The sequence below is a fragment of the Streptantibioticus parmotrematis genome (assembly GCF_019890615.1).
Classification (GTDB): domain Bacteria; phylum Actinomycetota; class Actinomycetes; order Streptomycetales; family Streptomycetaceae; genus Streptantibioticus_D; species Streptantibioticus_D parmotrematis.
Genome location: NZ_JAINVZ010000015.1, coordinates 156,535 through 181,728 on the forward strand (window position 1 = coordinate 156,535; position 25,194 = coordinate 181,728).

A 25,194-nucleotide genomic window follows, 5' to 3' on the forward strand; every position below is an offset into this window, starting at 1 on the left:
CCGAAGGAGATCCCCCATGCGCTGGACCAGAACGTGGACCGGCAAGGCGCATCCGCACGTGCTCGCACTCTTCCGGATCGTGATCGGCCTGCTGTTCGCCTGCCACGGAGCGGCCTCGCTCTTCGGCGTCCTGGGCGGCGCGATGGGCACCCAAGGCGGCACGGTCGCGGCGGGCGCCTGGCCCGGCTGGTACGCGGCGCTCATCCAGCTGGTCGGCGGGCTCCTCGTCCTGGTCGGCTTCGGCACCCGCATAGCCGCGCTGATCAGCTCCGGCTCGATGGCGTACGCGTACTTCAGCGTCCACGCGCAGCACGCACTGTGGCCCATCCAGAACGGCGGCGAGCCCGCGGCGATCTACGCCTGGGCGTTCCTGCTGCTCGTCGTCACCGGCCCAGGCGCGTGGTCGGTCGACAGCCTGCTGCCGTACGAGAAGGAGCACGCCGGGCAGGAGCACCCCGAGGGCGCCGCGATCGCGGCCCCGGCCACGCAGCCGGAACGGAGCACGGTCGCTTCGTGAAGCACGCATCGTGAAGCACGGCCTCGTGAAGCGCGCTTCGTGAGGAGGCACGTTTCGTGAAGCACGCCCGGTGAGGCGCGGCGGCCGGAGCCGGGCCCCGCGAGCGCCCTCTCCGTGCCGCCGGGCTCCCGGCGCTCGAACGCGGCCCGCGAGCCGCGTTCGAGCAGGGCTCCGGCGCCGTCCGGCACCCTTCCCCCGGCCGCTCGCGGGCGAAGTGCCGGGCGGCGACCCGGAGGGGAAGCGGGATGAGAAGTACGTCACGCCGCCCCGCCCACTGAACGCCGGATTTCCCGGCGTACGCTGTACGGCTGGATGGGGCGTCGGTCGCCTCACGGCGGACGCGCGGACCAGGAGAAACGACGGTGCTCGGACACTTGGGTTCACTCGTCGACTCGCCCTGGGGCCTCGCCCTCGTCGCGCTCTCCGTCCTGCTGGACGTCTTCCTCCCCGTGCTGCCGAGCGGTGTGCTGCTGATATCCGCCGCGACCGCCGCCACCGCGGGCGTCGACGGCGCCCGGGACATCCTCGACGTCGTCGAACTGCTGGGCTGCGCCGCCGCCGCGTCCTGCCTCGGCGACCTCGCCGCGTACCGCCTCGCCTACCGCGGCGGTACGTGGCTGGAGCGGCGCATGACGCGTTCGCGCCGGCTGGTCGCCGCGCAGGAACGGGTCGGGCAGGTGCTGCTGCGGGGCGGCGGCGCGCTGGTCGTGCTGGCCCGGTTCGCCCCGGCCGGGCGGTCGGTGGTCAGCCTCGGCGCGGGCGCGGCGCACCGCAGTCCCGCCGAGTTCCTGCCCTGGTCGGCCCTGGCGGGGTTGGCGTGGGCCGCGTACGGGGTGGGCGTCGGCTACGTGGGCGGCCAGTGGCTCGGCGCGACATGGCTGGCGACCGCGGTGTCGATCATCTCGCTGGTCGGCGCGGGAGCGCTGGCGGCGTACGTGTTCCGGCGCGAGCAGCGCGAGACGATCCCCGCCGAAGCGGGCTGACACGCCCTCCCCCGGAGGCCCGACCGCCTGGCGGAGCCCGATCGCGGAAGCCCGACCGCCTGCCGGAGGCCCGACCGCGGAACCGGGCCGCCTGGCCGGGTGCGACCGCTCAGGGGATCGCGCCTGCGCGAGGCCGACCGCCTGCCCTGCGCGACCCCCGCGTCATCCCGCCTGCGTGAGGCCGACCGCCTCCGCTCGCTCCGGCTCCCGCCTGCCGGGGAAGTCCGCGCCCGTGAGGGCCAGCAGCGGTGCCGACTTGACCGCCGTCTCCTCGAACTCCGCCTCCGGGTCGGACAACGCGACGACCGCGCCCCCGGCGCCGTACCGCAGGCGTCCGGGCGTCATCACGGCCGTGCGTATGACGATGCTCAGGTCAGCCGCCCCGTTCGGCGAGAAGTACCCGATCGCGCCGGAGTAGACGCCGCGCGGTCCCGCTTCCAGCCGGTCGATGATCCGCATCGTCCGGACCTTCGGCGCCCCGGTCATCGACCCGCCGGGGAACGCGTCCCGTACGCAGTCCGGCGCCGAGGCGTCCGGCCGCAGCCGCGCCCGCACCGTGCTGACCAGTTGGTGCACGGTGTCGTACGTCTCGACCTCGAACAGCCGCGTCACCTCGACCGATCCGGTCCGCGCGTGCTTGCCGAGGTCGTTGCGGACCAGGTCGACGATCATCAGGTTCTCCGACCGGTCCTTCTCGCAGGCGCCCAACTCCCGCCGCAGGAGCGCGTCCTGCTCCGGTGTGGCCCCGCGCGGCCGGGTCCCCTTGATCGGCCGCGACTCCGCCCGGCCGTCCGCCGTGACGCGCAGGAAGCGCTCCGGTGACGTGCTGAGCACCGACACCTCGCCGAAGCGCAGCAGCGCGCCGAAGGGCGCGGGCGACACGCGGCGCATCAGCCGGTAGGCCTCCCACGGGTCGGCGTCCCGCGGCAGGTCGGCCTCGGCCATGTTGGTCAGGTTGATCTCGTACGTCTCCCCCGCCGCGATCTCCTCCTGCGCGATCGCGATCAGCTCCAGGTAGCGGTCGCGGTCGTGGCGCAGCCGTATGTCGCAGCGCGGAAAAGGCCGTGTGGGCGCCGGAATCCGCCCCGTCAGGCCGTCGAGCCGGGCCGCCGTCTCCCGCAGCCAGGCCCGCGCGCTCCCGCGCCTGCCGCCCTCATCCCCGTCCCCGTCCCCGTTCCGTTCCACCAGCGTGAGCAGGTAGGTCATCCCGCTCGCGTGATCCATCACCACCGCGCGGTCGGCGAAGACCATCGCGGCGTCCGGCTCCGAGGACCGGTGCGCCTTCTGCCCGCCGCACTGCGCCTTCAGCTCGTACCCGAGGTACCCGACCCAGCCCAGCGCGAAGTCGAACGGCAGGTGGTGGAAGCCGGACTGCGTGACCTCCATCGAGCGCAGGTCCTGGTCGAGCCAGCCCAGGAAGTCCCCGGTGACCAGGCGTTCCTCGGTGCCCGAGCGGACGTCCACGGTGCCGGTCCAGGTGTCGGCGGTGGCGACGCGCGCCAGCGGTCCCGAGGCATCGCCCATGATCGAGAACCGCCCGTTCGCCCCGCCGGGACGGCTGCTGTCCAGCCAGAACGCGTAGGGCCCCTCGCGGAACAGCGCGTCGAAGACGACCTCGTCGCTCCAGCGGGTGGGCAGCCGGTGCGCGAGCATCTCGAAGCGTCGCGGCGCGCCGGGCGCCTCGTGGGTGGTCGGCCGTTCCGTCGCCGCCCGCGCCGCCGGCTCCTGCGCGTCGCCACCGCTCCGCAGCCGCACGTGCTCCCGGTGCGCGGCGCCCGACCCCTCGTGGTGGTCCCGGGCCAGCGCGGCGAAGTTCTCCATCAGCCGGTCCCCGTACGACGTGCAGACCGACTCGGGATGGAACTGCACACCCCACATCGGCCGCCGCAGGTGCCGCAGCGCCATCAGCACGCCGTCCGGCGTGTGCGCGAGCGCCTCCAGGTCGTCGGACAGGCCGTTCACCGTCAACGAGTGGTAGCGGACCACCTCGAACGGGGAGGGGATGCCGTCGAAGAGGCCGGTCCCCGGGTGGATCACGGGCGACACCCGGCCGTGCCGCGGCTCGACCGCACGGCCCACCGAGCCGCCGTGCCCGGCGGCGATGCCCTGGTGGCCGAGGCAGATCCCGAACAACGGCAGCTCGCACCGTTCGACGACCTGGCGGCACACCCCGAAGTCGGCCGCCCGCTCCGGCGTGCCGGGCCCCGGCGAGATCACGACCGCGTCGAACCCGTCGAGCAGCCCGGGCCGCCAGCCCGGGTCGTCGTTCCGCACGACGACCGGCTCCTGCCCGGTGGCGGCGGCGATCTGGTGCACCAGGTTGTACGTGAACGAGTCGTAGTTGTCGATCAGCAGTGTGCGTAGTGTGCGCATGGCCCGGGATCACCTCTTCGCCAGATTTTCCCACGCCCCTGTGACAACGGCAGTCACGAGGGCGCCCGGGCTCCGGGCAGGCGGGGGCGTCGTGCGCGGGTCCGAGGCGGCCTGCGGCAGGCCGGGGTCTGCGCGCGCCGAGCGCCTACGACCGTCGCGCGGCCTGCCGCAGGGCCGACTGCATGCGCCCGTAGATCCGCTCGGCGGCGGCACGGCGCATCACCGGATGCGCGCCGAGATCACGGACCGCGCGCCGGTAGGTCTCCCAGCGTGCCTCCCACTCGGCCCGGCGTTCGGCGGACCACTGCGACGGCGGGGCATCGGGCCGCTCCTCGCCGTCCCACTCCCCCAACGCCGCGAACGCCGTGTCGACGGCCTGCTGCATCCGGACCAGCTCGTCGGTTATCTCCAACGTGTCGCGCATGCGGGGATCGTAGGCGCCGTATATGACAGATCTGTCACGGGGTGGCGGGCCGGATCCGGCCAGTGGCGAACCGTTTCGTCAAGTGCCGCTCCCAGCTGCGGAGTTGGCGATCGCGGCCCGGTCCGGGACCGGAACTGAGAATCCGCTCACGTGCGGCCCGTGCGGCCGCCCCGCCGGAACGGCCCCACGCCCGCGCCCCGCGCACCTCCCGCCCCACCCCCGCCCCGACCTGGGGCGAAGCGGACGAACACGGCGTTGTCAGACCCCCGCGCTAGCGTCGAAGCATGATGGACAGGACGACCTACGCGCCCCTGCTCCTGGCCGAGTACGGCGAGGGGTCCGGCTCGTACTACCTCATGCTCACCGACGACGCGATGGCCTCGGTGATGGACGCGTTCGCGGCGGCCGGCGGGTACGGCAACGGCTACGGCTGGCACGGCGTGGCCCGTTCCGCGGTGCGCGCGGACGCGCCCGATCTGGCCGACCGCCTCGCCTACGACCCCGAGGCCGGCACCCTCGTGGTCCGCAGCGACGACGTGGAGGCGCTGCGCCGGGTCGCGACGCTGCTCAGCTCGGCCTACCACGACCGCTCCCGCCTGGCGGAGCTGATACGCACCGGCGACCCGGCGGACTTCGACTGACGGGACGGAGACGGGACCGCAGCGGGCCGGGGCGGGGCGGACCGCGCCGGGGCGGGCCCGAGCGGCGGGGCGGACTGGGCCGGGGCGGGCCCGAGCGCACGGCCGGGTCAGGCCGCGAGGCTCACGCCTGCCGTGTCGGAAGGGCGATGACCTGCCGGAGGTTGACGCGGGCCGGGCGGCTGGTGGTGTACGCGATCAGGTCGGCGATGTCGTCCGGGGTCAGCGGCCCGATCTCGGCGGCCATCCCGTCGAGTTGGCCGCTCAGCTCGGCGTTGTCGATGTGCGAGCCGAGTTCGGTGTCGGTCAGACCGGGCTCGATGTTGGTCACCCGCACGTCGCGCGGCCCGAGTTCGGCGCGCAGGGTGGCGGACAGATGGGTCAGCGCGGCCTTGGTGGCGCTGTAGACGGCGTAGTGGGGGAAGGTGAGGTGAGCGCCGATCGAGGAGATGTTGACGAGGTCGGCCGTGCGCCCGGCGCCGGCGGCGGCGACCAGGTCGGGCAGGAACGCCCGGATGACGCGGAGCGCGCCGGTGAGGTTGGTGTCGATCATGCGCGTCCACTCGTCGTCACGGCCGTCGGCGACCGGGTTGGGCAGCATGACACCGGCACCGTTGACCACCAGGTCCACGTCGCCGTACGCCGCGTGCACGCGTTCCACCGCGGACGCGACGGCGGCCGGGTCGGTGACGTCCACGCCGACCGGCAGCGCCCGGCCGCCCTCGGCGCCGATCGTCTCGGCGATCCCGGCGAGCCGGTCCTCGCGCCGGGCCAGCAGCGCGACGCGTGCGCCGTGGGCGGCGAGCAGTCGCGCGGTCGCCTCACCCATGCCGCTGGCGGCCCCGGTGACGACGGCGGTACGACCACGGAGAGCGGAGTAGGTCATGGTCTGTCCCCCTGAGAAGGAATGAAGGAATGGTGGTGATCGCAGGAGAGCGGGCGTGATGGAACGTGAGGAAGCGCGCCGCCGACCCCGAACGCGGGCCGCCGACCCCGGAAGCGGTGGACGGCCCGGACTCGATCCTGCGGCGGCCGGCGTGCCGTACCCAGGGCTGTGGTTTTCCTGGGTGAGCCAGTACCAGGCTCGCGGTGGGACGTGTCGCCTACGCTGAGGCCCATGAGCGGTGAACTGGGGGACTTCCTGCGCACGCGTCGTTCGCGCGTCCAGCCCGAGGACGTCGGGCTGCGCGCCCACGGCCGTCGGCGGGTGCCGGGCCTGCGCCGGGAGGAGGTGGCCCAACTCGCGGGCGTGAGCGTGGACTACTACGTCCGCCTGGAGCAGGGCCGGGGCGGCAGCGCGTCGGACGCGGTGCTCGACGCGGTGGCCCGGGTGCTGCGCCTCGACGACGTCGAGCACGCCCACCTGCGCTCGCTGGCCCGCCCGGCGAACTCCGCGTCGCCGTCCCGTACGCCCTCGAAGCAGCCGCTGCGCGAGGGTGTCCGCGCGTTGCTGGAGTCGATGACGACGCCCGCGTTCGTGCTGGGCCGGCGCATGGACGTGCTGGCGTGGAACGAAGCGGGCGACGCGGTGTGCGCGTTCTCCACCCGCTCGCGCCCGGACCTGAACCAGGCCCGCCACGCGTTCCTCAACCCGGGGGCGCGCGCGTTCTACGCGGACTGGGAGGCGGTGACAGCGGAGACGGTCGCGTACCTGCGGCTGGACGCGGGCCGCCACCCCAGGGACCAGCGTCTGGCCGAGCTGGTCGGCGAACTCACCCTGGCCAGTGAGGACTTCGCCCGTCTGTGGGCGGACCACGAGGTCAGGGAGAAGACGTACGGCGTCAAGCGCATGAACCATCCCGAGGTGGGCGCCCTGCACCTGGCCTACGAGACACTGTGTTTCCCGGGGGAACCCGACCAGCTCCTCGTCGCCTACACGGCCGCTCCCGGCTCCCCGTCGGCCGAGAAGCTCACCCTCCTGTCCAGTTGGCAGGCGACCTCGCGCCCGGCTCGCGTCACCCTCCCCGTCCCGCAACCGTCAAGCGACGGTCAAAACCCGTAACAGGCAGCGAGAAGTCGCCTGTTCGGGCGCATCATCGACGTTCGTGCATGACAACTCGGATGATCCTCTCTGTCCGGAGTGCGGCGCGCAGCTGCCGCCCGCGGACCCCCGCTTCACCGTGTGGTGCCCGGCCTGCGACTGGAACGTCGACCCGACGGGAGCCCTGGCCGCCCTCACACCAACCGAACGCGCCCGCCGCGACGAGCGACTGGCCCGCCAGGAGCAGGCGTTGGAGCGCATGCCCCGCGACGGCGCGCCGGGACCGTCGTGGAGCGCGCCCGCGTGCGCGGCGACGGCGTTGGCGACCGTGGTCAACCTGATCACCATCGCCCTGGCGGGAACGGGGGTGTGGTTACTGGTGACCGGCACCTGGCCGCAACGCGTGCTGGGCGCCCTGGAGGTCGCCGTAGCGGTCGCGTTGCGGCCCCGCCGTCCACGGATTCCTCAACGCACCCTCGACCGCGCCGAAGCCCCGGCGCTCCACGCCGTGATCGACCGGGTGGCAACGGAACTCGGCACCGTTCCGGCCCACTTGGTGGCCGTGGACGCGCGCTTCGGGCCCGCGTACAGCCTGCCGGGCCCGCGCGGACGCCGCGTCCTGATCCTGGGACTGCCGCTCTGGGAGGCCCTGGCCCCCGATCAGCGCGTCGCGCTGATAGCCGGTGAACTCGCCCACGACGCGGGCCGCCGCCGCGTGAGCGCCCGTTGGACCGCGGCGGCCCTCACCTCGCTCACGGTGTGGACGGACCTGTTCAGACCCGGCAGGTCCCGACAGGCCCGTCAGGACGCGCTCTACACCGGTGCCGGTTTCTCAGCCACCGGCCCGCAGACGGGCGGGACCGCGAGCGGCCTGGTGGCCCTGGTCGAGATGATCACCTGGCCGCTGCTGGCGATCCCGGACTGCGCCGCCGGCAGGACACACCGCCTGCTCACCGGTCTCAGCGTCCGCTCCCGCGCTCAGTCCGCCTACGCGGCGGACGCGGCGGCCGCGCGAGTGGCCTCGGCGGAGTCGGCCGAGGGCATGGTGCGAGCCCTGCTGCTGGCCGAGACGGCGGCCTTCGCCCTCGAACGCTTCTCCAGGAGCGCCGACGACGCATGGCGGGAGCTGCGCACGCACCTGGCGACGGTTCCCGAAACAGAACGCGCACGCCGCCTGCGCCTGTCGGAACGCCAGGGCAGCGCGACGACCGGCGACAGCCTGCCGCCCACGCACCTGCGTCTGAGGGCGATGGGGCACCTCCCCCACGCGGAGCCGACGGTCGCGCCGAGCCCCGAGGAGGCCGACGCCATGGACGCCGAACTCGACGCCGTCCGGCAGGCGTTGGCCGAGGATCTCAGGACGTACTACGGGAAGTAGGAAGTGAAGGGAGCGGTGACCGCTGCCGCTCGCGGACGGTTGCGACCCGGGGCGACCGCCGCCTCCGGTGTGCTTTGAGCCAACTTTGCGGTTCCTGTGATTCCACGGAACCCAGAGGTTGTCATGCTCGCGACGGAAACCGTTTACTGCGGGCAGCAACGGAGAGCCAAGGAGGCGCACCAGTCTCATGATCAAGCGAATAGTCACCCTGACCGTCCTCGTCCCGGCCCTGCTCAGCACCGCGGTCAGCGCCGCCGAGGCGCACCCCGCGCCCCGCGCGACCGCGGACGTGGTCACCCTCACCTACGACGCAAGCGACGCCGGTCAGTGGGCCGGCCCGATCGAACAGGCCGTGCAGAACTGGAACAACGCGGTGCACAACGTGCGCCTGGAGCCGACGAGCACCCCCGGCGAGGCCGACTACGTCTACGAGGCGACCAGCGGCTGGCCGCAGACCACGTTGGGCCCGATCTTCCCCGGCGGCAGCGGCGAAGTGCAGCTGGGCCAGCAGGCGGTGGACGAGGGCTACGACGCGACCCGGATCACGGCCCACGAGACCGGACACATCCTCGGGCTCCCCGACGACTACAGCGGCCCCTGCTCGGAGATCATGTCGGGCCACGGCCCCGGCACGTCCTGCACGAACGCCAAACCGGACGCGGCCGAGGCGGCGCAGGTCGACAAGAACTACGCCGACGGCGCGACGGCGATGCTCCGGAACCACCACCACCAGATCGTGATCGACGTGTGGACCGGACGGGTTCTCACCGGCTCGCACTGACCGGCGGCCAGGTCCACGACCCCCTTCCGCGACCGCTCGGTCGGCCGGAACGGTGCGCCTCGCGCCGTTCCGGCCGCGCCCGGACCCCGCCCCGCCCCAGGTGCGCGGCGGACGGCTTGACGAAATTACTTATACACAACACAATCGTTGTTATGACTACAACGAACTCGAACCCCCGCGACCTCCAGGCACCCCGCCCCGGCCTCCCGCCGACCCCGATCCAGCGTGTCCTGCTGATCGGCGCGTCCCGCGGTCTGGGGCTCGCGCTCGCCCAGGAGTGGGCGAAGGGCGGCCGGGAGGTCACGGCCACCGTGCGCGGTTCGGCCCGTACCCGCCTGCACGACCTCGCGGACACCCACCCGGACGGTGTCGAGATCGAGACCGTCGACATCACCGAGCCCGAGCAGATCGCCGCGCTGCGCGACCGCCTGGCAGGCCGGAGGTTCGACCTGCTCTTCGTGAACGCGGGCGTCACCAACCAGCCGGAAGGCACCGTCGCGGAGACCTCGACCGAGGAGTTCACCCGCGTCATGGTCACCAACGCGCTGAGCCCGCTGCGCGTCGTCGAGGCGCTCCAGGACCTCGTGGAGCCCGACGGCACGATCGGTGTGATGTCCTCGGGCCAGGGCAGCGTGGCCAACAACGAACGGGGCGGCCACGAGGTGTACCGCGGCAGCAAGGCCGCGCTCAACACGTTCATGCGCAGCTACGCGGCGCGGCACGAAGGCGAGCCCAGGACGCTGGTGTTGATGGCCCCCGGCTGGGTGCGTACCGACATGGGCGGCCCCGACGCGCGTTTCGGCATCGACGAGAGCATCCCGAACGTGGTCAGGACGCTCGACGCCCTCCAGGGCAGCCCGGGCCTGCACTACGTGGACTATCTCGGCCGCACGGTAGCGTGGTGACGGCGGCGCCCGCGGCAGGCCGGTGCCACGGAACGGCGGCGCGGACCGCACAGCGTGAGGGACGCGGGAGAGACCGCCGATGGCAGTGACGTCGCGACGACCGGCCGACCCCGTCCAGCAGGCGTGGGCCCTCATGCAGGGCTTCGTCGAGGCCCACAGCCGCCGGGGCGAACTGGCCGAGGCCCTCGGTTTCCGGCTCGGCGGCGGCCGGGGCAAGGTGCTCTTCCGACTGCGCGAGGGGCCGATGACCCTGGGCCAGATCGCGGCCGCCCACCACGTCGACGCCCCCTACGCGACCCTCATCGTCGACAAGCTCGAAGCCCACGGCCTCGTCGAACGAAAGCCCCATCCCGACGACCGCCGCCGCAAGTTGGTCACCCTCACGGACGCCGGCCACCAGGCCATCGCGACCGCCGACGCGATCCTGCTGCGCCCACCACGGGCGGTCGAGGCCCTCACCCCCGACGAACTCGGCCAGTTGACCGCTCTCCTCACCCGTCTCGCAGCGGCGGACGAGGGCTGAGCGCGCCGCCTCAGAACGAGAACGAAAGCTGCAGGTGGAAGAGGATCCACCAGTACCAGGCCATGAGGCAGCAGATGATGCCGATGGCCGACGCCAGGGGCAGGGACGGGGCCCGCACGAGCCTGCCGACGGCCACGCCCGCACCGGCCCCGACGAGAGGCACGAAGACGACGAGGGCCGAGATGTCGGCCAGTTCGACGTTCGCCGCGTGGTTCGCCTGCGCGGCGTAGGGCGAGGGATGCGCGGCGCCGTTGGCCGCGGCGCACCAGAACCAGACGGCCGGCACGTAGACCACCACCGCCACCAGCCACATCACGACGGTGCCGGCGCTGTTCCGTAACCGCGCGTCCGACGGTGTGCCGCCGCCGCGCCCTGAGATCTCCATGCGCGTCATCGTCAGCCACGTCGCCCGGCGCACGCATGAGTACGGCTACTCAGACGGGGAGAGACAATCAGGAGTCAGAGACTTCAGGGGGCCGCATGCAATGGTCGACCATCACGGCCACAGCTGTAGGCGCGGTGCTCGGTGTGATGGCCACACTCGTCGCCGAACATGTCCGGCGGCGGCACGAGCGGGCGGACCAGGATCGCGAAACGCTGCTCAGCGCGTTCACGGACTACCTTGCCGCTCTTGCGCGGGCCAGGACCGCGTTCTCGAAGGCGCAGCCCGCGCCTGAAGACGTCGGCAGAGGCCATGTCGCGATCAGCGAGCACGGCGTGTACGCGGCGCACCAGCAACTGGAACTGGTGGCCCCACAGTTGCTGGTGGAAAAGGCCGGTCGAGCGACCCTCAGTGTGCTCGACTTCCATGACGTTGTGGTCGCGGGTCACACCTCGGGCTCGCGGGAGTACGTGCACGCCTGGCGGGCCGCCCGCCAGGCCCGCGCAGCATTGATCGCGGAGATGCGCCTGGCACTACGACAGACCTGAGGCGCGGGACGAACTGATGGATGAAGTAAGTGCGTTCACTTGCTGCCACGCAAAAGACAGACAACAAGCCTTCGCCCATCGGCATCGGTGACAGCCTTGGACGGCGGGGCGAGAGCACGTTTTCTGCTCATCACCCACTCCGCTCGAACGTCGCAACGACTACCGCCGTGCGCCGGTTTGCCGATGTGTGGATTGGACCGTTCTCGCGGAGAAACCTGCCGTTGGCTATGCGTCCTGACCTTACCGATGACGGCAGCGCGCTGGTGGCCTGCTTTGGTGTCCGGCGGCCGGACGAGCGATCACCCGCTTTACGGGAGAGGCTGGGGAGTGTCGCCTCCTGAGCTCTGGATTTGCTGGCCGGGGAAGCGAGCGACTGCTCACCCGCAAAGCAGCACTGTTGACCGTAGCCGGCCTTCGCGTCTGGCATCGCTATGGAACGGACCTCAGCCGATCACAGTCAGCCACGATGGCGTGTGGACCCTTGCTCAGGAACACGCCAGACGATTCTGATCTGTTCCTCGGGGGGAGTGAGGGGCCACCGATGTAGATGCGGTGGATGAGGTAGTGGACGGCAAGTCGGAATGCCTCTGGTTCGATGTCGTCAATCGTCTCCACCCTTGCCCTGCCGAGCTTATTCACTTGGCGGACGATACGGGGCTCGCTTTCGAGGGGGCCGAGTTCGGCGACGATCTCCGCTGGGAGTTCGCCGTCCTCGCGCAGGGCCAGGATCGAGCGTTGCAGCAGGTTGGGCTCGGCCTCGATCCTGTCGATGATGCGAGCAAGGACGTATGCGTGGAGCACATCTGCCGCGATGTTGCGTGTTCCTCGGGCTCCTCGCCCGTGCAGCTCGGGCACCCCTCGCACTCGATGGGTGTGACGAGGTCGTTCTCAGGTCCTTCGTCGGCCTCCCGGGTGGAGAGGAAGCACGAAGCCACCCACATGACTTCGGTTCGGTCTAGCTCCAGGTCTTCCGCGGTCGGCAGGTCAAGGTCGTCCCATTCGTGCTCGGGATCGCCGTTGTTCCGGCCCTCCGGAGGTGGAATCTCGGAGCGCATCAGAGACTTCAGGCTGACCAGATACGGATCCCAGTCGTGGGCACTGAGCAGTAGCGTCGCCAGCGCGTCCCCTGGGCGTTTCCAGAAGATGAGGTCTTCGTCGTAGCCGTTGACGAAGTGCAGGACGTGGTCTTCCGGCGCGAAATCGACTCCCGACATCTCGCCGAGGTGGGTGAGCACAGCCTGCCGACCTCGGTAGCGCCCAACGTAGCGGCGGGCCTGGGCGACGAAGGGCGCCATCGTGGCGTCGTTCAGCACCGCGTTCGGGCTGACACCGATGAAGCGGGGCGGATTGAACGGACCGGACCGCCTTAGCTGTTGGGTGGCGTTCGCCCAGTGCAGTTTCGTGGTGCCCGGGTCATATATCACGCAGTAGACGGGGATGTTCCCCTCCGCCCGCGTTCCGCTGTGGTGGTGGACGGGCACCGCGTAACCGTTGCCCCGGCGCCAACTGTCCCCACCCTTGGCCTGGATCTTGATCGTGTCGCTGGTAACCTCGCCATCTTCGGTGAAGGTGACGTAGAAGTCCTCGCCGAAGTCGTTCTGCCCGGATATCTCCTGAACGATGTGGTCATGCGCTTCGAGTAGAGCGCGCAGCGCGTTCACGGCGGCCTGCCCCACGCGTCGACCATTCGGGATCTTAGGCATACCATCCTCTCCTTGAGCTTTGCCCGCCCCGGCGCATGTGGACGGCCCCATAACTCTGCCTCACCCCTCTGACACCGGACATGGGAGGAGAGCGGGATATCGGAGTCCGCTGACTCGGCCCAGCTCGACAACGAAGTCCCAGGCCGCTGACTTGGGGCCTGCCAGAAGAGCAGGTGACGGGAATCGAACTCACGCCCTCAGCTTGGGAACTGCAGCATCGCGGCCGACCGGGGGAGCGCGTATCTGGATGACCCCTTGTCCGGCTGGTGCGCGTCGCCGGAGCTGAGGATCATCTCCCGCACCGCCCGCCGCCGTTGACGTCCACCACCGTTCACGTCCGCCGCCGTTGAACCCGGCGCCCATGTCGAAGGCCCCAGCCGTCATCGGCTGGGGCCTTCTCACTGGTGGGCACAACAGGATTCGAACCTGTGACATCTGCTTTGTAAGAGCAGCGCTCTACCGCTGAGCTATGCGCCCTCGTGCACCGCGCGGGGTGCGGGAGACGACAGGTTACCCTGCCCCGGGGTGCCCGGGACAAATTCGCGGCGCCCGGGCGGCGGGCGCGGTGCCCGGGACAAATTCGTGGCAGCGGCGGCCCGGCCGTCGGCCCGTGAGCCCGCCGGGCCCGGCCCCCGCCCGGAAGCCGGAAGCCTCACCCCGGCCCCGCACGGAAGCCCGGGGCCTCGGGTTACCCCCACCCCCTCCCCGGGGGACGACCGGCTTACCCCCGGCCCACCGGATCCGTAGCGTTCTCGGCATCCTTCGGTGTCCAGTCAGGGAGTCCGCGTGTCCGCCTCGCCCCGTGTCCTTGCCGCCCGTACGCGTACGCGCACCCCCGCCACCCCCACCCCCACGCATACCCGCACCCGCGCCGCCGGGTTCCTCGCTCTGGCCGCCTGCGCGACGCTCGCCGTATCGGGGTGTTCCCGTTCCTCCGGTGGCAGCGGGCCCAAGCACAAGGACTTCGCGCTCGCTGGGACCTCGCTGACCATCGACAGTGACGACAGCGCCCTGGACGTGCGGCCCGCCGACGTCGAGGACGTGCAGGTCACGCGGTGGTTCTCGGCGCACACCCTGGTCGGGAGCAGGCCCAGCGTCTCCTGGGCGATGGACGGCTCCACCCTGCGCCTGCGGCTGCACTGCTCCGGGATCGTCGCCGACTGCTCCGTACGCCACCAGATCCTGGTCCCGCGCGGCGTCGCCGTCACCGTCAAGGACGGCAACGGGGCCGTCACCGCCTCCGGTTTCAGCCGGCCGCTGACCATCACCTCCAGCAACGGCGCCGTCGACGTCAGCGGCTCCACCGGCACGCTCACCCTCGACAGCGGCAACGGGCGGGTCGTCGCCTCCGGTGTCCGTTCGAAGGAGGTGCACGCCGGGTCGTCCAACGGCGAGGTCCGCGTCGACTTCGCCGCCGTGCCCGACCGGGTCACCACCTCCACCTCCAACGGTCCGGTCACCATCGGCCTGCCGCACGCCTCCTACGCCGTCACCGCGACCAGCGACAACGGCCACGCGAGCGTCAGCGTCCCGCAGGACTCCGCCAGCGGCCACGTCGTCACCGCGCACAGCTCCAACGGGTCGATCACCGTGCGTACCGCCTCCTGACGTCCCGCGGCCTCGCACCCGGCCGCTGTGTTCGGGCGGCCCAGGTGCGAGGATGGACGCCAGCACCGTGGCGGACCAGCGGGAGAGGGATGTGACGACGGCACGTTCGTGGTGGCGGCGTGGGGACGATCACCGCGCGGGGGCGCAGGCCGCCAAGGAAGCCGCCGCCGAGGCCTTCTACGAGCTGGACACCGCGCAACGCGATCTGACCCTCTCGGTCGAGACCATCACGGCCGTCGACCGTTCCCCCGCGGGCCGCAAGGCGGCGGCGGACTTCCAGACGCTGGGGCACCGCGTCGACGAGGTCAGCGGCCGCTACATCGCCACCGTCGACGAGCACGACCTCGACGCGGTCGACCTCGACCTGGCCTCCGCCACCCGCGCCCGCAACGCCTTCACCCTGGCCAAGGACGAGATCCTCAAGGTCAGGGCGGACCTCGACCGCTTCGCGCAGAGCTTGGAGCCCCTCCAGTCCCGCGCCGCGACCGAGCTGGCCCGGCTCGCGCCCGCCGTGGCGCAGGCCAAGCAGTCGCTGCTGGCCGCCACCCAGGCGCTGGACACCGTTCGCGCGGGCGGGCTGCGCGCGGACGGCCTCGCCGCCCGCCTCGCCGCGCTCGGACCCGAGCTGACCAAGCTCAACCAGGGCGCGGGCGCCCACGGCGTGCAGGAGACCATCGGCCGGGCCGACGAGGTGCGCCGCGCGGCCGAGGAGATCCGCGCCGAGGCGGACCGCCTGCCGCAGCGCGCCAAGGAGATCGACAACCGCCTGGTCAGCCTGCGCACCCGGGTCCAGGCGATCACCACCCGCGCCGCCCAGGTCGAGCCCACGCTGAGCGAGCTGCGCCGCGGGTTCAGCGCCGCCTGCTGGCAGGACCTGCAACGGGTGCCGGAGCAGGCGGCGGCCGCCGCGGCCCAGGCCGAGCAGCGGCTGCGGGAGACGCGGACCGCGCGGGACGAGCAGCGCTGGGAGGACGCCACCGCGGGACTGACCGCCGTACGTGAGCTGCTGAGCGAGACCGACGCGGCCGTCTCGGCGGCCGGGGACCGGCTGCGCAGGCTCAAGGAGGTCAGCAAGGACCCGCAGGCCGAGATCGACCGGACCCGGTTCGCGGTGCGCGACGCGCAGCGGCTCGCGATGCAGGGCCGCACCACGCCCGACCCCCGGCACGCCGGCCCGTTGGACGCGGCCGTGACCAGGCTGGACGCGGCGGTGGCCGCGCTGACCGGGCGGCATCCGGACTACTGGGCGTTCCTGACCGAGACCGCCGCGATCCGCGGGACCGTGGAGGGCGTCGTGGCCGACATCCGCGGCGAACGCGCGAACCAGCGCTGAAGCCAACGCACGACCCGCCGCTGAAGCGCACGTGCGAAGCCCACGCGGACCCCACCGCTGAAGCGCCGTGCGAAGCCCACCCGCGCCCCACCGCTGACCTGCGCCGCCTCCCGCCGTGGACCACTCCTGAAGCCGCCCGGCGGCCGCTATCCTGCCGCCATGCCTCGTTACGAGTACCGCTGCCGTGCCTGTGGCACCACCTTCGAGCTGAACCGGCCGATGGCCGAGTCGTCCGCGCCCGCCGCCTGCCCGGACGGGCACGACGACACCGTCAAGCTGCTGTCCACCGTGGCGGTGACCGGTGCCGCGTCCGCCGGACGGGCCGCGAGCGCGCCGCAGGGCGGTGGCGGTGGCTGCTGCGGGGGCGGCTGCTGCGGCTGACCCGAGCGCCGGACAGCCGCACGGGCGCGGAGCCGCGGAGCCGAATTCCTCCGATTCCTCCCCATCCAGGACTGGCCCGGCTCGCCCCCGAGGCGGATGCTGGTCGTAGGCGCCGCAGCAGGCGCGGGAACGCCGCAGTCGAGGAGGGCGGCATGAGACTCGACGAACACCTGCCCATCGACCACCGCCTCAGCCAGGTCTACCGGATCGGCGCCGGACTCATGGGCCTCGTCCTGGTCGTGTTCGGCGTCTTCGGGTTCATCAACCGCGTGGGCTTCTTCTCCACCCACGGCGACGGCGTGGCGGGCCTGAGTTCCAACGGCGCGTTGAGCCTGCTGTCCATGATCGTGGGCGCGCTGCTCTTCGCGGGCATGCTGGTCGGCGGCAACCTGGCGTCCAACCTCAACATGACGCTCGGCGTGCTGTTCATCGTCAGCGGCTTCGTCAACCTCGCCGTGCTGGACACCGGGCTCAACTACCTGGCGTTCCACATGTCCAACGTGCTGTTCAGCTTCGTCTTCGGACTGGTCCTGATGACCTTCGGGATGTACGGGCGGGTGCACAGTCATCTGCCGCACGACAACCCGTACTGGCAGCAGCGCCACCCCGATCAGGCGCGGCGCGAGGCGGCGGCGTCCCGGGCCGCCGCCGCCCGGCGTCAGCTCAACGCCCCGTCCGCCGTGCCAAAGTCAATCCGTCCGCAACACTGAGCAGCACGGCCTCCACCCGGTCGTCGGCGAGCACGTGGTCGTTGAAGGCACGGATGGCCGCCGCGCCGCCGGTCGCCGCGGTGTCCACGACGCCGCCGTGGAAGAGGGTGTTGTCCACGACGAGCAGGCCGCCGGGCCGGGTGCGGGGCACCAACTCCTCCCAGTAGGCGAGGTAGTTGCCCTTGTCGGCGTCGAGGAACGCCATGTCGATCCACGGCTCGTCGGCCGGCAGCGCGCGCAGGGTGTCCAGGGCGGGCGCGATCCTGAGGTCGACGCGGTCGGCGACGCCCGCCTTGGCCCACGCCTCGCGGCCGAGCGCGGTCCACTCCTCGGAGACGTCGCAGGCGATGATCCGGCCGTCGTCGGGCAGCGCCTGGGCCATCGACAGCGTCGAGTAGCCGGTGAACGTGCCGACCTCGACGATCCGGCGGGCACCGGTCAGCCGCACCAGGAAGGCCAGCAACGGCCCCTGTTCCTCGGCGGTCTGCAACCCCGCGTCGTCGGCGAACCGGGCGCGGGTCGCGTTGATCAGCTCGCGCTGCACGGTGTCCAGCGGCGGGTTGTGGGCGAGCAGGTAGGCGTACAGGTCGTTGGTGAGGGGAGGGTTCTTGGTCTCGGGCAACGCGTGCTCCTCGCGGAATCCGGCGAAACGACACAACGGTACGACGACGAAACGGTACGACGACGAGACGATGCCACGGCGCGGGGACGCGGCAGCGACGGGGTGCGGGGCGTGGCGGCGCGGGGGATGCGGGGGTGCGGCCGCGCGACGACGGACCTCACGGCGTCCACGGTCGCGTCACCGCCCGTTTACGGCCATGTCACCGCTGCGTAGGGTGAGCGCATGCTCAGCGGCCTGATCGAGGACGCCACCGCCCTGACCCCCGGTACGGCAGGGCGGCGGGCGCTGCTGGGGCTGGCCGGGCCGCCCGCCGCGGGCAAGTCGACGCTCGCCAGGCGGCTGGTGCACGGCGTCGAGCAGCGGCTGGGCGCGGGCTCGGCGGCGTACGTGCCGATGGACGGGTTCCACCTGTCCAACGCGCAGTTGGACCGCCTGGGTCTGCGCGGGCGCAAGGGCGCGCCGGAGACCTTCGACGTCGACGGGTACGTGGCGCTGCTGGGCAGGCTGCGGACGGAGACCGGGCGGGCGGTGTACGCGCCGGACTTCGACCGGCGGCTGGACGAGCCGGTGGCGGCGGGGCTCGTGGTGCCGCCGACCGCGCGGCTGGTGGTGACCGAGGGCAACTACCTGGCGGACGACGGCGACGGGTGGCGCGCGGTGCGCGAACTGCTGGACGCGCTGTGGTTCGTGGAGGCACCGCCCGAGGTGCGCGAGGAGCGGTTGTTGCGCAGGCATCTGCGGGGCGGGCGGTCCCGGGACGAGGCGCTGGAGTTCATCGCGGCCAGCGAGCGTCCCAACGCCCGGCGGGTGGAGCGGGCCAGGGCCAACTGCTCACGGGTGGTGACCCGTTCGTGAGCCGGCACCCGGCGACGGGACGCCCCCTCACCCCTGCCCGATCCGTGTCGCCTCCGTCCACGTGCTCATCCGCAGCAGGATCGCCTCGCCCGCCGCGACGCCGACGGTGTCCAGGGCGGTGACGTTCGGCGCGTTCCAGCCGGTCTCGGCGAGTTCGCCGTGGCCGGGGCGCCAGGCGCGGTCGGCGGCGAGCAGCAGGTCGGTGTCGAGCAGGGAGTCGCCCGCGGCCAGCACGCGGTCGGCGCCGGTGCGGCGGACGACCTCGGCCAGCGCCGCGCTCTTGGTCAGCGGCCGGGGCACCGCGTAGATCTTGCGGCCCTGGAGTGAGGCGGTCCAGCCGCGTTCCGCGGTCCACGCCTGGAGTTCCTTCAGCCAGCCCTCCGGCACCCCGGAGCGTTCGACCACCAGGTAGGCGAACAGGTCCTCGGCGACCCGGGCGGTGCGCAGCCACGCCGGGTCGGCGGCGGCGACGAGGTGGTCGAGCACCTCGGCCAGCGGCGCGCAGCCGTCCGCGAGGGTGCGGCGCACGTCGTCGTGCCAGTCACGGTCCGTTCTGCCGTCGATCAGGATGTGTCCGCCGTTGGCGCAGATGGCGTACTTGGGGGGCGGGCCGGGCAGGTGGACGCGGTGGTACTGGGCGCGGGTGCGGGTGGTGACGGGCACCAACGCGGCGCGTGCGGCGAGCTGTTGGACGAGTTCGGCGGCGCGCTCGGTGATGAAGGACAGGGGTCTGCCGTTGTAGACCTCGACGCACAGCAGCCGGGGGGCCTGCTCGTCGGGCATGCCGAGGGCGAGGGCGGCGGTGGAGTAGATCAGGGTGCGGTCGAGGTCGGTGGCGATGACCGTCGACGTGGCGGGAGCCGTCGGGGAGGGGGTGCCGGGGGTGGGCTGCGGGGTGGTCACGCGCTCACCACCGCCCGGCCGTCGGCGCCGGTGGCGCCCCTGGTGTAGCGGGGGTGGATCAACCCGACGCACAGGTAGGGCAGTTCGTCCACCTCCTCCACGGGAACGCCGCGCTGGGCGGCCAGCAGTCGTACGTGGTCCAGGTCCGGGCCCGCGCCGCGCCGGGCCAGCACCCGCCACGGCACCCGGCGCAGCAGCACCCGGGTGGTCTCGCCGACGCCGGGCTTGACCAGGTTGACGTCGCCGATGCCGTACGTCTCGCTGACCCGGGTCACCGCGTCCCAGCCCGCCCAGGTGGGCGTGCGGTCGGTGTCGCGGAGCGCGCCGGTGTCGGCGGGGAGGTCGGCGAAGCGGGCGGTGACGGTGTCGAGGAAGTGCGCGGAGACGTCGGAGCCGGCCAGTTCGCGGTAGAACTTGGCGCCGTGGAAGTCGTCGGGGCCGATCAGGTCGTCGCGCAGCACGGTGCGGGAGACCAGCCCGGAGACGGTGGAGTTCAGGCAGGCGGACGGGACGAGGAAGTCGTCGCGGGTGCCGTAGGTGTCCACGCAGCCGCCGGGGTCGGCGAGCACCGCGATGCGCGGGTCGAAGCCGTCGAACGGGCGGACGGCGGCGGCGAGTTCACGGGTGATGGCGCCCTTGCCGGTCCAGCCGTCGACGAAGACGACGGAGGCCGGGTCGTGGTGGGCGGCGAGCCAGCGCAGGGCGTTGGTGTCGATGCCCCGGCCGCGCACGATGGAGATCGTGTAGTGCGGCAGTTCGAGGCCGTGGGCGTGGCGGGCCCAGCGGCGCATGAGGATGCCGACCGGGGTGCCGGCGCGGGCGAGGGAGACCAGCACGGGAGCCGGGCCACGTTCGGCGAGCACGGTCTCGGTGACGACGGCGACCGCGTGGGCGACGCGCCGCGCGGAGGCGTCGAGGGCGGCGCGGAAGAGCGCCTGGTACTCGGCGGTCGGCTGGTACTCGACGGGCAGCGACTCGGCGTAGTGGGCGCCGCCGTTCTGCACCGCCTCCTCGCGTTCCTCGATCGGGGCCTCCAGGCGGACGCCGGAAAGGTCCTTCAGCAGCCACCCGACCTCGTCGGGGGTGTAGCTGGAGAACGCGGGACCGCGCAGCGGGTCAGGAAGCATGACGGGTATCGACCTGTCGTTCGGGGGTGTACGACGGCACGACGGCGAGCAGCAGCCGGTCCGTGTGGGCGGCGAGCCGGTTCAGCAGCCCGCCGGGGGCGTGCAGCGCGGGTGTGTCGCCCGCGGAGTCGGTGACCGCGACGATCGCGTCGAAGCGGCGGGCGGGGTCGGTGCCGGGCGCGACGTTGTAGGCGTAGCGGGGGCCGGGCCCGTCGTCGGGGTCGTCGTGGGCGGGGAAGGTCAGGGCGGTGCGGATGGGGTAGCCGGGGTCGTCGACCGCGAGCACGGGTGAGCGGGTGGTGGTGGAGTAGCGCACCTCGAAGGCGGCGTCGCGTTCCAGTGCGGCGGCGATCCGCAGCGGCGCGTACATCAGCTCCTCGGTGCCGAGTACCAGGACGCGGCGGGCGTGCGGCGGCAGGGCGGCGCGCAGGCGTTCCGCCATGCCGGGCAGCGCGGCCGTCAGGCGGTCGCGGTGGGCCGGGGTGAAGCCGTGCCGCCCGCCGTCCGGCACCCCGGCCGGCCACTCCAGCGCGACCCGCGCGGCCCCGTGCCCGCCGTCGTCAGCGCCTTCGCCCCCGCCGTCCCCGGCACGGTCGTGGTCAGCGCCGTCCAGAGCGCGTTGCCGCGCGACCAGCTCCCGCCCCCGCTCCAGCACGTCCTGCGGCAGCCGCACCGTCCCGGAGGCGAGCGCCACCACGTCGAGCCGCGCGCCGAGCCCGGCCGCGTACGCCGCGAGCCGCTCGCGGTCGGCGTCGGTGCGCATGTCGACGAGCGCGACCACCACGTAGTGGTCGCGCGGGCGCAGCGCGTGCAGCGCGGTCACCGTGCCCAGCACGGTCCGGCCGGTCGAGAACTCGTCATCGACCAGTACCAACGGCCCGTCCCCGGTCAGGAGTTCCGGGTCGGCGGGGAGCAGCAGGTGGTCGGTGGCGTGGCTGTGGGACTCGGTGAACCGTCCCGTGGGCGCCACGCCGGGCACCGGGCGGCGGGTGGAGTGCAGGCAGGGCGCGTCGCCCAGGCCGTCGGCGACGCTGTGGCCGAGTCCGGTCGCGGTCTCCGCGTAGCCGACGACGACCGGCCGGGCGTCCTCGCCGATCAGCTCGCGCACCCGGCGGGCCAGCCGCAACCCGGCGTCGTGCACCACGCCGGGCCGCTGCGGCACGTGCTTGCCGAGCACGGTGGAGACCAGCAGGTGCGCCCGCTTGGGGTTGTCGCGCACCGCGAGGCCCAGCAGCCCGTACAGCTCGGGCGGCCCGTCCAGGGCGACCCCCAGCCGTGCGGCGGTCCACCGGCCGGTCCAGTCGGCGGGGGGCGTCACGGTCGTCGTCATCGGCGAAGTGCTCCTGTGCGGCTGCGGGTTGGAGGGGGCGGAGGGGGCGCGGCTAGGCGGCGGGGACGGCGGCGGCCAGCAGTTCCACGAAGGTGACGTCCTCGCGGGCCACGCCGAAGACGTGGGCGCGGCGCATGGTGCGTTCCGCCCAGGCGCGGTGTGGTTTCACCTCGTTCATCTTGTTGGTGTAGGCGGAGCGCAGCACCCCTCCCCCGCCGTGGTCCTCGCGCAGGATGTCGGCGGCGTCGCTGAACTCCTCGTGGCTGACGACGGACAGGGCGTGCACGGGGGCGACGTGCGCGGGGTGGATGCAGGTCTTGCCCAGCAGGCCGTTGGCGCGGTCGAGTTCCACCTCGCGCAGCAGGCCGTCGAGGTCGTGCTCGATGAGCGCGGAGCGCAGCCGTTCGGCGCCGGGGGTGAAGGGGGTGCGGCGCAGTTGCGGTTTGAACATCCGCTCCTGGCGCGGGAAGTACTCCCACACCGGGCCGGTCACGGTGAAACCGGTGCCGTCCGCGCGGCCGAGGACGTTGACCACGTCGGCGATGACGGAGGCGACGATCCCGACGTCGTACGCGGTCATGTCGGGCGCCCGGCGCAGCCCGTAGGCCGAGCAGAAGTCGGTGACGCCCAGCCGCAGCGCGAGCACGCGGTCACGGTACTTCTCCACCGTGCGGGCGATGCCGCGCAGCGTCTCCTCACGGCTCTCCGCGTACAGCAGCGCGGCGGACTCCAGCACGGGCATCGCCAGCAGCCGCCGCCCGCAGGCCTCTTCGGCCGTGGTGAGCGATTCGAGGAACGGGACGCCGGTCTCCTCGGTGAACTTCGGCAGCACGAATCCGGTCAGCACGCCCACGGCCGGGCCGAGCCGCCGGGTGAGCGCGGTGATCTGGCCGGGGGCGCGGACCCGTACGAACAGCAGCGGCAGGGCGTCGCAGTCGGGGACCTCCGCGGCGAGCCGGGTCAGCTGGGCCACGAGGTTGTCCTCGGCCACGCCCACCTCGGCGTCGTCGATGGCGTCCTCCAGGCACAGCACCATGGACACCACGCCGCGTGCGGCCTGCTTGCGCACGTCGTCGGCGAGGCGCGGGCGGGTGGCGGGGCTGTAGAGCGTGGCACCCAGCGCGGTGGCCAGCACCGGCAGCGGGGAGTCGGTGCGGAACGCGGCGGGCTCCCGGTGGAACAGCGCGCCGCGCACCCGCGGCGCGAGGTGTCCGAAGTGGTGCATACAGCTCCCCGTGGGTGATCTGGCGGCGCTCGTACCGCGTGGTGAGCCCCCGCTGGGCCCTGGCGCGGGCCCCTCCCCGAGCCGCTCGTGGCCGATTATCGTACGCATTTCTATGGGGCAGTCTTTACCATCACAGGTGAAATCCGCGTAACCACCTGAGCTCGGGAAATCGCCCCGCGGACGTCCCCCGCGCCCCCTGCCTTGGTGCCCCCGGCCGCGAGGGGGCAGGATGAACGGCATGACGCACGCGATGGTCAAGGGGTCCAACATTCCGCTGGAGGCGGGCTCGGTGCGCACCGTGCTGAGCTGGTCACCGGGCGCGGAGGTGCCCGACATCGACGCGTCGGCGCTGCTGCTCGGCGAGGACGGGCGGGTGCGCTCGGACGCGGACTTCGTCTTCTACAACCAGCCCGCCCACCCCGGCGGCCTGGTCCGGCACCGCGCCAAGCGGCAGGACGAGGACGGGCTGACCGACGGCATCGAGGTGGACCTGGCACCGATGGAGCCCGCGGTGCGCCGGATCGTGCTGGCCGCCTCGGCGGACGGCGGCACCTTCGAGTCGGTCCGTGACCTGCGGCTGATGGTGTACGACGTGGCGGCGGGCGAGGGCGCGCCGCCGGTCGCGGCGTTCGACGTGCGGCCCGACACCGGCGAGGAGACCGCGCTGATCTGCGGCGAGCTGTACCGCAGGGACGAGGGCTGGAAGTTCCGCGCGCTGGGCCAGGGGTACGCGTCCGGACTGCTGGGCCTGGCCACGGAGTTCGGCATCGTGGTGGAGGACGACGAGGAGGAGGCGGACGCCACGGCCCCGGCCGCGCGGGAGCCGGAGGCGGACGCGCCGGGCGGCCTCACGGTCCCCGACGTCCCCGCCGCGCAGGCGCCGGACACCCCGCCCGCGCCCGCGGGCCCGCCGCCCGCCTCCGCGCCCGTACCGCCCGCGCCGCAGCCCGACGCCGCGGCCACCGTCGCGCCGCCGCCCACCGTGCCGCCGTCGTACGGCTATCCGCCGCCCGCGCCCGCCGCCGCACCGGCGCAGCCCGCCACCGGGTACGGATACCCGCCGCACCCCGCGTACGGATACCCGCAGCAGGCGCCGCCGCCCGCGATCACGTTGCCGCCGCAGGGGCCGCAGTTCCAGCGGCGGCGCTGAGCGGGCCGCCGGGGCCGCCGGTGAAGGGTCAGGCCTTGGTCTTGTAGCCGCGGCCCCACTGCAGGCCCCAGCCGTAGAGCCGGTCCAGTTCCGACTGGAAGCCGTAGACGTACTTCACCTCGCGGCGCACCGTCAGCTCGCCCTTGCGGTTCTCGATGAGCACCACCGCGCACGAACGGGCCTGCGGGGCACGCTCGGTGAGCGGGATCTCGATGCGCGGCCCGCTGCTGGGGTAGAGCGTGACGACGGCGTGGGTACGGTCGAACGCCGGGGTGCCGTCGTAGATGTAGACGAAGACCAGCAGGCGGGCGAACTTCTCCTTCTTGTCCAGGTTGATGTAGACCGTCTCGCCCGTGCCCGAGCCGAACCGGTCGTCACCGCTGAGCTGGATGTAGGGCGGCTCGTTGAAGTTGCCCAGGAAGTCGCCGAGCGGCTGGACCACGCCCTTGGTGCCGTCGGACATCTCGTACATGCAGGCCAGGTCGAGGTCGACGTTGACCATCGCGGGCCCCTGCGCCTGCACGAGTTCGGGCTTGAAGAGGTTGAGCGGGCGGGTCAGGAAGCCGCCGGTGGTGCGGTCGTTGATGTCGGAGGTGCGCATCGACCAGGTGAGGTTGACCCGCAGGTTGCCGGAGGCGGATCCCTGGTGGTTGAGCGAGACGACCTGGCGGCGTTTGGTCAGCGTGACCGTGTGCGCGTTGCCCATGTCGAACTGCGGTTGCGAGGAACCGCTCCGCAGGAAGTCCCACACCTTGGCCATGTCACCCTCCCCAGGCGCGCCCGGCCCCCCGCACCGTGACGGGCGGAGGGCCGG

The 25,194-nt window shown here is 72.7% G+C and carries 24 protein-coding genes, 1 tRNA gene and 1 pseudogene; 15 read left to right on the forward strand and 11 right to left on the reverse strand.

What is annotated here, in order from left to right; translation table 11 throughout:
- Window positions 1-16 precede the first annotated feature (16 nt).
- Together K7472_RS21175 and K7472_RS21180 are read left to right on the forward strand one after the other, a co-directional pair.
- Window positions 17-517, forward strand: coding sequence for a DoxX family protein (locus K7472_RS21175; protein WP_222980061.1), 501 nt, complete (start codon window positions 17-19; stop codon window positions 515-517).
- Window positions 518-879: 362 nt separating this feature from the next.
- Window positions 880-1,500, forward strand: a complete 621-nt coding sequence (locus K7472_RS21180) for a DedA family protein (protein ID WP_222980062.1) — start codon at window positions 880-882, stop codon at window positions 1,498-1,500.
- Window positions 1,501-1,662: 162 nt separating this feature from the next.
- Here K7472_RS21180 and pabB read toward each other — a convergent pair whose 3' ends face one another.
- Window positions 1,663-3,873, reverse strand: a complete 2,211-nt coding sequence (gene pabB / locus K7472_RS21185) for an aminodeoxychorismate synthase component I (RefSeq protein ID WP_222980063.1) — start codon at window positions 3,871-3,873, stop codon at window positions 1,663-1,665.
- A gap of 145 nt (window positions 3,874-4,018) precedes the next feature.
- The gene (locus K7472_RS21190) at window positions 4,019-4,297 is read right to left on the reverse strand and encodes a hypothetical protein (protein ID WP_222980064.1); all 279 of its coding nucleotides are present in this window, start codon (window positions 4,295-4,297) and stop codon (window positions 4,019-4,021) included.
- Window positions 4,298-4,581: 284 nt separating this feature from the next.
- On the opposite strand from K7472_RS21190, the gene K7472_RS21195 reads away from it, so the two are divergent.
- The gene (locus K7472_RS21195) at window positions 4,582-4,938 is read left to right on the forward strand and encodes an Imm51 family immunity protein (RefSeq protein ID WP_222980065.1); all 357 of its coding nucleotides are present in this window, start codon (window positions 4,582-4,584) and stop codon (window positions 4,936-4,938) included.
- 121 nt (window positions 4,939-5,059) lie between these two features.
- Here the strand turns inward: K7472_RS21195 and K7472_RS21200 are convergent, their stop codons facing one another.
- Window positions 5,060-5,821 carry an SDR family oxidoreductase gene (locus K7472_RS21200; RefSeq protein ID WP_222980066.1) on the reverse strand — a complete coding sequence of 254 codons (762 nt, stop codon included), beginning with the start codon at window positions 5,819-5,821 and terminating at the stop codon, window positions 5,060-5,062.
- A 231-nt stretch (window positions 5,822-6,052) separates the two neighbouring features.
- Between K7472_RS21200 and K7472_RS21205 the strand changes: the two genes are divergently transcribed.
- The 5 genes from K7472_RS21205 to K7472_RS21225 all read left to right on the forward strand — a co-directional run bounded on the left by K7472_RS21205 (window position 6,053) and on the right by K7472_RS21225 (window position 10,503).
- Complete coding sequence (locus K7472_RS21205; protein WP_222980067.1) at window positions 6,053-6,937, forward strand: helix-turn-helix transcriptional regulator; 885 nt, start codon at window positions 6,053-6,055, stop codon at window positions 6,935-6,937.
- 43 nt (window positions 6,938-6,980) lie between these two features.
- Window positions 6,981-8,294, forward strand: a complete 1,314-nt coding sequence (locus tag K7472_RS21210; protein WP_222980068.1) for a M48 family metallopeptidase — start codon at window positions 6,981-6,983, stop codon at window positions 8,292-8,294.
- Window positions 8,295-8,481: 187 nt separating this feature from the next.
- Window positions 8,482-9,075: a snapalysin family zinc-dependent metalloprotease gene (locus K7472_RS21215; RefSeq protein ID WP_222980069.1), complete on the forward strand. Its 594-nt coding sequence runs from the start codon at window positions 8,482-8,484 to the stop codon at window positions 9,073-9,075.
- Window positions 9,076-9,227: 152 nt separating this feature from the next.
- The gene (locus K7472_RS21220; protein WP_222980070.1) at window positions 9,228-9,980 is read left to right on the forward strand and encodes an SDR family oxidoreductase; all 753 of its coding nucleotides are present in this window, start codon (window positions 9,228-9,230) and stop codon (window positions 9,978-9,980) included.
- A 79-nt stretch (window positions 9,981-10,059) separates the two neighbouring features.
- Window positions 10,060-10,503 carry a MarR family winged helix-turn-helix transcriptional regulator gene (locus K7472_RS21225; RefSeq protein ID WP_222980071.1) on the forward strand — a complete coding sequence of 148 codons (444 nt, stop codon included), beginning with the start codon at window positions 10,060-10,062 and terminating at the stop codon, window positions 10,501-10,503.
- A 10-nt stretch (window positions 10,504-10,513) separates the two neighbouring features.
- On the opposite strand, the gene K7472_RS21230 is transcribed toward K7472_RS21225, so the two are convergent.
- A complete protein-coding gene (locus tag K7472_RS21230) occupies window positions 10,514-10,888 on the reverse strand; it encodes a hypothetical protein (protein ID WP_222980072.1) in 375 nt (124 codons plus the stop codon).
- 95 nt (window positions 10,889-10,983) lie between these two features.
- Between K7472_RS21230 and K7472_RS21235 the strand changes: the two genes are divergently transcribed.
- Complete coding sequence (locus K7472_RS21235; protein ID WP_222980073.1) at window positions 10,984-11,433, forward strand: hypothetical protein; 450 nt, start codon at window positions 10,984-10,986, stop codon at window positions 11,431-11,433.
- A 635-nt stretch (window positions 11,434-12,068) separates the two neighbouring features.
- On the opposite strand, the gene K7472_RS21240 is transcribed toward K7472_RS21235, so the two are convergent.
- Both K7472_RS21240 and K7472_RS21245 read right to left on the reverse strand, forming a co-directional pair.
- Window positions 12,069-13,136 (reverse strand): DUF4365 domain-containing protein, encoded by a 1,068-nt coding sequence (locus K7472_RS21240; protein WP_252395975.1) that lies wholly within the window; start codon window positions 13,134-13,136, stop codon window positions 12,069-12,071.
- A 402-nt stretch (window positions 13,137-13,538) separates the two neighbouring features.
- Window positions 13,539-13,613: transfer RNA gene (locus K7472_RS21245), tRNA-Val, on the reverse strand.
- Between the two features lie 309 nt (window positions 13,614-13,922).
- Between K7472_RS21245 and K7472_RS33515 the strand changes: the two genes are divergently transcribed.
- From K7472_RS33515 to K7472_RS21265, 4 genes are all read left to right on the forward strand, one after another.
- Window positions 13,923-14,744 carry a DUF4097 family beta strand repeat-containing protein gene (locus K7472_RS33515; RefSeq protein WP_222980074.1) on the forward strand — a complete coding sequence of 274 codons (822 nt, stop codon included), beginning with the start codon at window positions 13,923-13,925 and terminating at the stop codon, window positions 14,742-14,744.
- A 52-nt stretch (window positions 14,745-14,796) separates the two neighbouring features.
- Window positions 14,797-16,077 carry a hypothetical protein gene (locus tag K7472_RS21255; protein WP_252395976.1) on the forward strand — a complete coding sequence of 427 codons (1,281 nt, stop codon included), beginning with the start codon at window positions 14,797-14,799 and terminating at the stop codon, window positions 16,075-16,077.
- A gap of 159 nt (window positions 16,078-16,236) precedes the next feature.
- A complete protein-coding gene (locus K7472_RS21260) occupies window positions 16,237-16,458 on the forward strand; it encodes an FmdB family zinc ribbon protein (protein ID WP_222980075.1) in 222 nt (73 codons plus the stop codon).
- 152 nt (window positions 16,459-16,610) lie between these two features.
- On the forward strand, window positions 16,611-17,168 hold the full coding sequence (locus K7472_RS21265; RefSeq protein ID WP_222980076.1) for a DUF4383 domain-containing protein: 558 nt from the start codon (window positions 16,611-16,613) through the stop codon (window positions 17,166-17,168).
- Here the strand turns inward: K7472_RS21265 and K7472_RS21270 are convergent.
- Window positions 17,122-17,790, reverse strand: a complete 669-nt coding sequence (locus tag K7472_RS21270) for an O-methyltransferase (RefSeq protein WP_222980077.1) — start codon at window positions 17,788-17,790, stop codon at window positions 17,122-17,124. The two genes, K7472_RS21265 and K7472_RS21270, sit on opposite strands and share 47 nt — an antisense overlap.
- 222 nt (window positions 17,791-18,012) lie before the next feature.
- Between K7472_RS21270 and K7472_RS21275 the strand changes: the two genes are divergently transcribed.
- Window positions 18,013-18,645, forward strand: coding sequence for a nucleoside/nucleotide kinase family protein (locus K7472_RS21275; protein WP_222980078.1), 633 nt, complete (start codon window positions 18,013-18,015; stop codon window positions 18,643-18,645).
- 27 nt (window positions 18,646-18,672) lie between these two features.
- Here K7472_RS21275 and K7472_RS21280 read toward each other — a convergent pair whose 3' ends face one another.
- From K7472_RS21280 to K7472_RS21290, 3 genes and pseudogenes are all read right to left on the reverse strand, one after another.
- Window positions 18,673-19,548 carry an HAD family hydrolase gene (locus K7472_RS21280; protein WP_222980079.1) on the reverse strand — a complete coding sequence of 292 codons (876 nt, stop codon included), beginning with the start codon at window positions 19,546-19,548 and terminating at the stop codon, window positions 18,673-18,675.
- Window positions 19,545-22,005 (reverse strand): annotated as a pseudogene (locus K7472_RS21285) (phosphoribosyltransferase). Before K7472_RS21285 ends, K7472_RS21280 begins: the two are co-directional and overlap by 4 nt.
- A gap of 52 nt (window positions 22,006-22,057) precedes the next feature.
- The gene (locus K7472_RS21290) at window positions 22,058-23,230 is read right to left on the reverse strand and encodes an HpcH/HpaI aldolase/citrate lyase family protein (RefSeq protein WP_222980080.1); all 1,173 of its coding nucleotides are present in this window, start codon (window positions 23,228-23,230) and stop codon (window positions 22,058-22,060) included.
- A 238-nt stretch (window positions 23,231-23,468) separates the two neighbouring features.
- Here K7472_RS21290 and K7472_RS21295 point away from each other — a divergent pair, with 238 nt between their 5' ends.
- Window positions 23,469-24,380 carry a TerD family protein gene (locus K7472_RS21295; protein ID WP_222980081.1) on the forward strand — a complete coding sequence of 304 codons (912 nt, stop codon included), beginning with the start codon at window positions 23,469-23,471 and terminating at the stop codon, window positions 24,378-24,380.
- A gap of 28 nt (window positions 24,381-24,408) precedes the next feature.
- On the opposite strand, the gene K7472_RS21300 is transcribed toward K7472_RS21295, so the two are convergent.
- Window positions 24,409-25,140, reverse strand: coding sequence for a TerD family protein (locus K7472_RS21300; RefSeq protein ID WP_222980082.1), 732 nt, complete (start codon window positions 25,138-25,140; stop codon window positions 24,409-24,411).
- Between the last annotated feature and the right edge of the window lie 54 nt (window positions 25,141-25,194).

Bases quoted from the DNA above. Each gene is read 5' to 3' on its own strand.
- K7472_RS21175 (WP_222980061.1), top strand. From the start codon at position 17: ATGCGCTGGACCAGAACGTGGACCGGCAAGGCGCATCCGCACGTGCTC.
- pabB (WP_222980063.1), bottom strand. From the start codon at position 3,873: ATGCGCACACTACGCACACTGCTGATCGACAACTACGACTCGTTCACG.
- K7472_RS21190 (WP_222980064.1), bottom strand. From the start codon at position 4,297: ATGCGCGACACGTTGGAGATAACCGACGAGCTGGTCCGGATGCAGCAG.
- K7472_RS21195 (WP_222980065.1), top strand. From the start codon at position 4,582: ATGATGGACAGGACGACCTACGCGCCCCTGCTCCTGGCCGAGTACGGC.
- K7472_RS21200 (WP_222980066.1), bottom strand. From the start codon at position 5,821: ATGACCTACTCCGCTCTCCGTGGTCGTACCGCCGTCGTCACCGGGGCC.
- K7472_RS21205 (WP_222980067.1), top strand. From the start codon at position 6,053: ATGAGCGGTGAACTGGGGGACTTCCTGCGCACGCGTCGTTCGCGCGTC.
- K7472_RS21215 (WP_222980069.1), top strand. From the start codon at position 8,482: ATGATCAAGCGAATAGTCACCCTGACCGTCCTCGTCCCGGCCCTGCTC.
- K7472_RS21220 (WP_222980070.1), top strand. From the start codon at position 9,228: ATGACTACAACGAACTCGAACCCCCGCGACCTCCAGGCACCCCGCCCC.
- K7472_RS21225 (WP_222980071.1), top strand. From the start codon at position 10,060: ATGGCAGTGACGTCGCGACGACCGGCCGACCCCGTCCAGCAGGCGTGG.
- K7472_RS21230 (WP_222980072.1), bottom strand. From the start codon at position 10,888: ATGGAGATCTCAGGGCGCGGCGGCGGCACACCGTCGGACGCGCGGTTA.
- K7472_RS21235 (WP_222980073.1), top strand. From the start codon at position 10,984: ATGCAATGGTCGACCATCACGGCCACAGCTGTAGGCGCGGTGCTCGGT.
- K7472_RS21240 (WP_252395975.1), bottom strand. From the start codon at position 13,136: ATGCCTAAGATCCCGAATGGTCGACGCGTGGGGCAGGCCGCCGTGAAC.
- K7472_RS21255 (WP_252395976.1), top strand. From the start codon at position 14,797: ATGGACGCCAGCACCGTGGCGGACCAGCGGGAGAGGGATGTGACGACG.
- K7472_RS21260 (WP_222980075.1), top strand. From the start codon at position 16,237: ATGCCTCGTTACGAGTACCGCTGCCGTGCCTGTGGCACCACCTTCGAG.
- K7472_RS21265 (WP_222980076.1), top strand. From the start codon at position 16,611: ATGAGACTCGACGAACACCTGCCCATCGACCACCGCCTCAGCCAGGTC.
- K7472_RS21275 (WP_222980078.1), top strand. From the start codon at position 18,013: ATGCTCAGCGGCCTGATCGAGGACGCCACCGCCCTGACCCCCGGTACG.
- K7472_RS21290 (WP_222980080.1), bottom strand. From the start codon at position 23,230: ATGCACCACTTCGGACACCTCGCGCCGCGGGTGCGCGGCGCGCTGTTC.
- K7472_RS21295 (WP_222980081.1), top strand. From the start codon at position 23,469: ATGACGCACGCGATGGTCAAGGGGTCCAACATTCCGCTGGAGGCGGGC.
- K7472_RS21300 (WP_222980082.1), bottom strand. From the start codon at position 25,140: ATGGCCAAGGTGTGGGACTTCCTGCGGAGCGGTTCCTCGCAACCGCAG.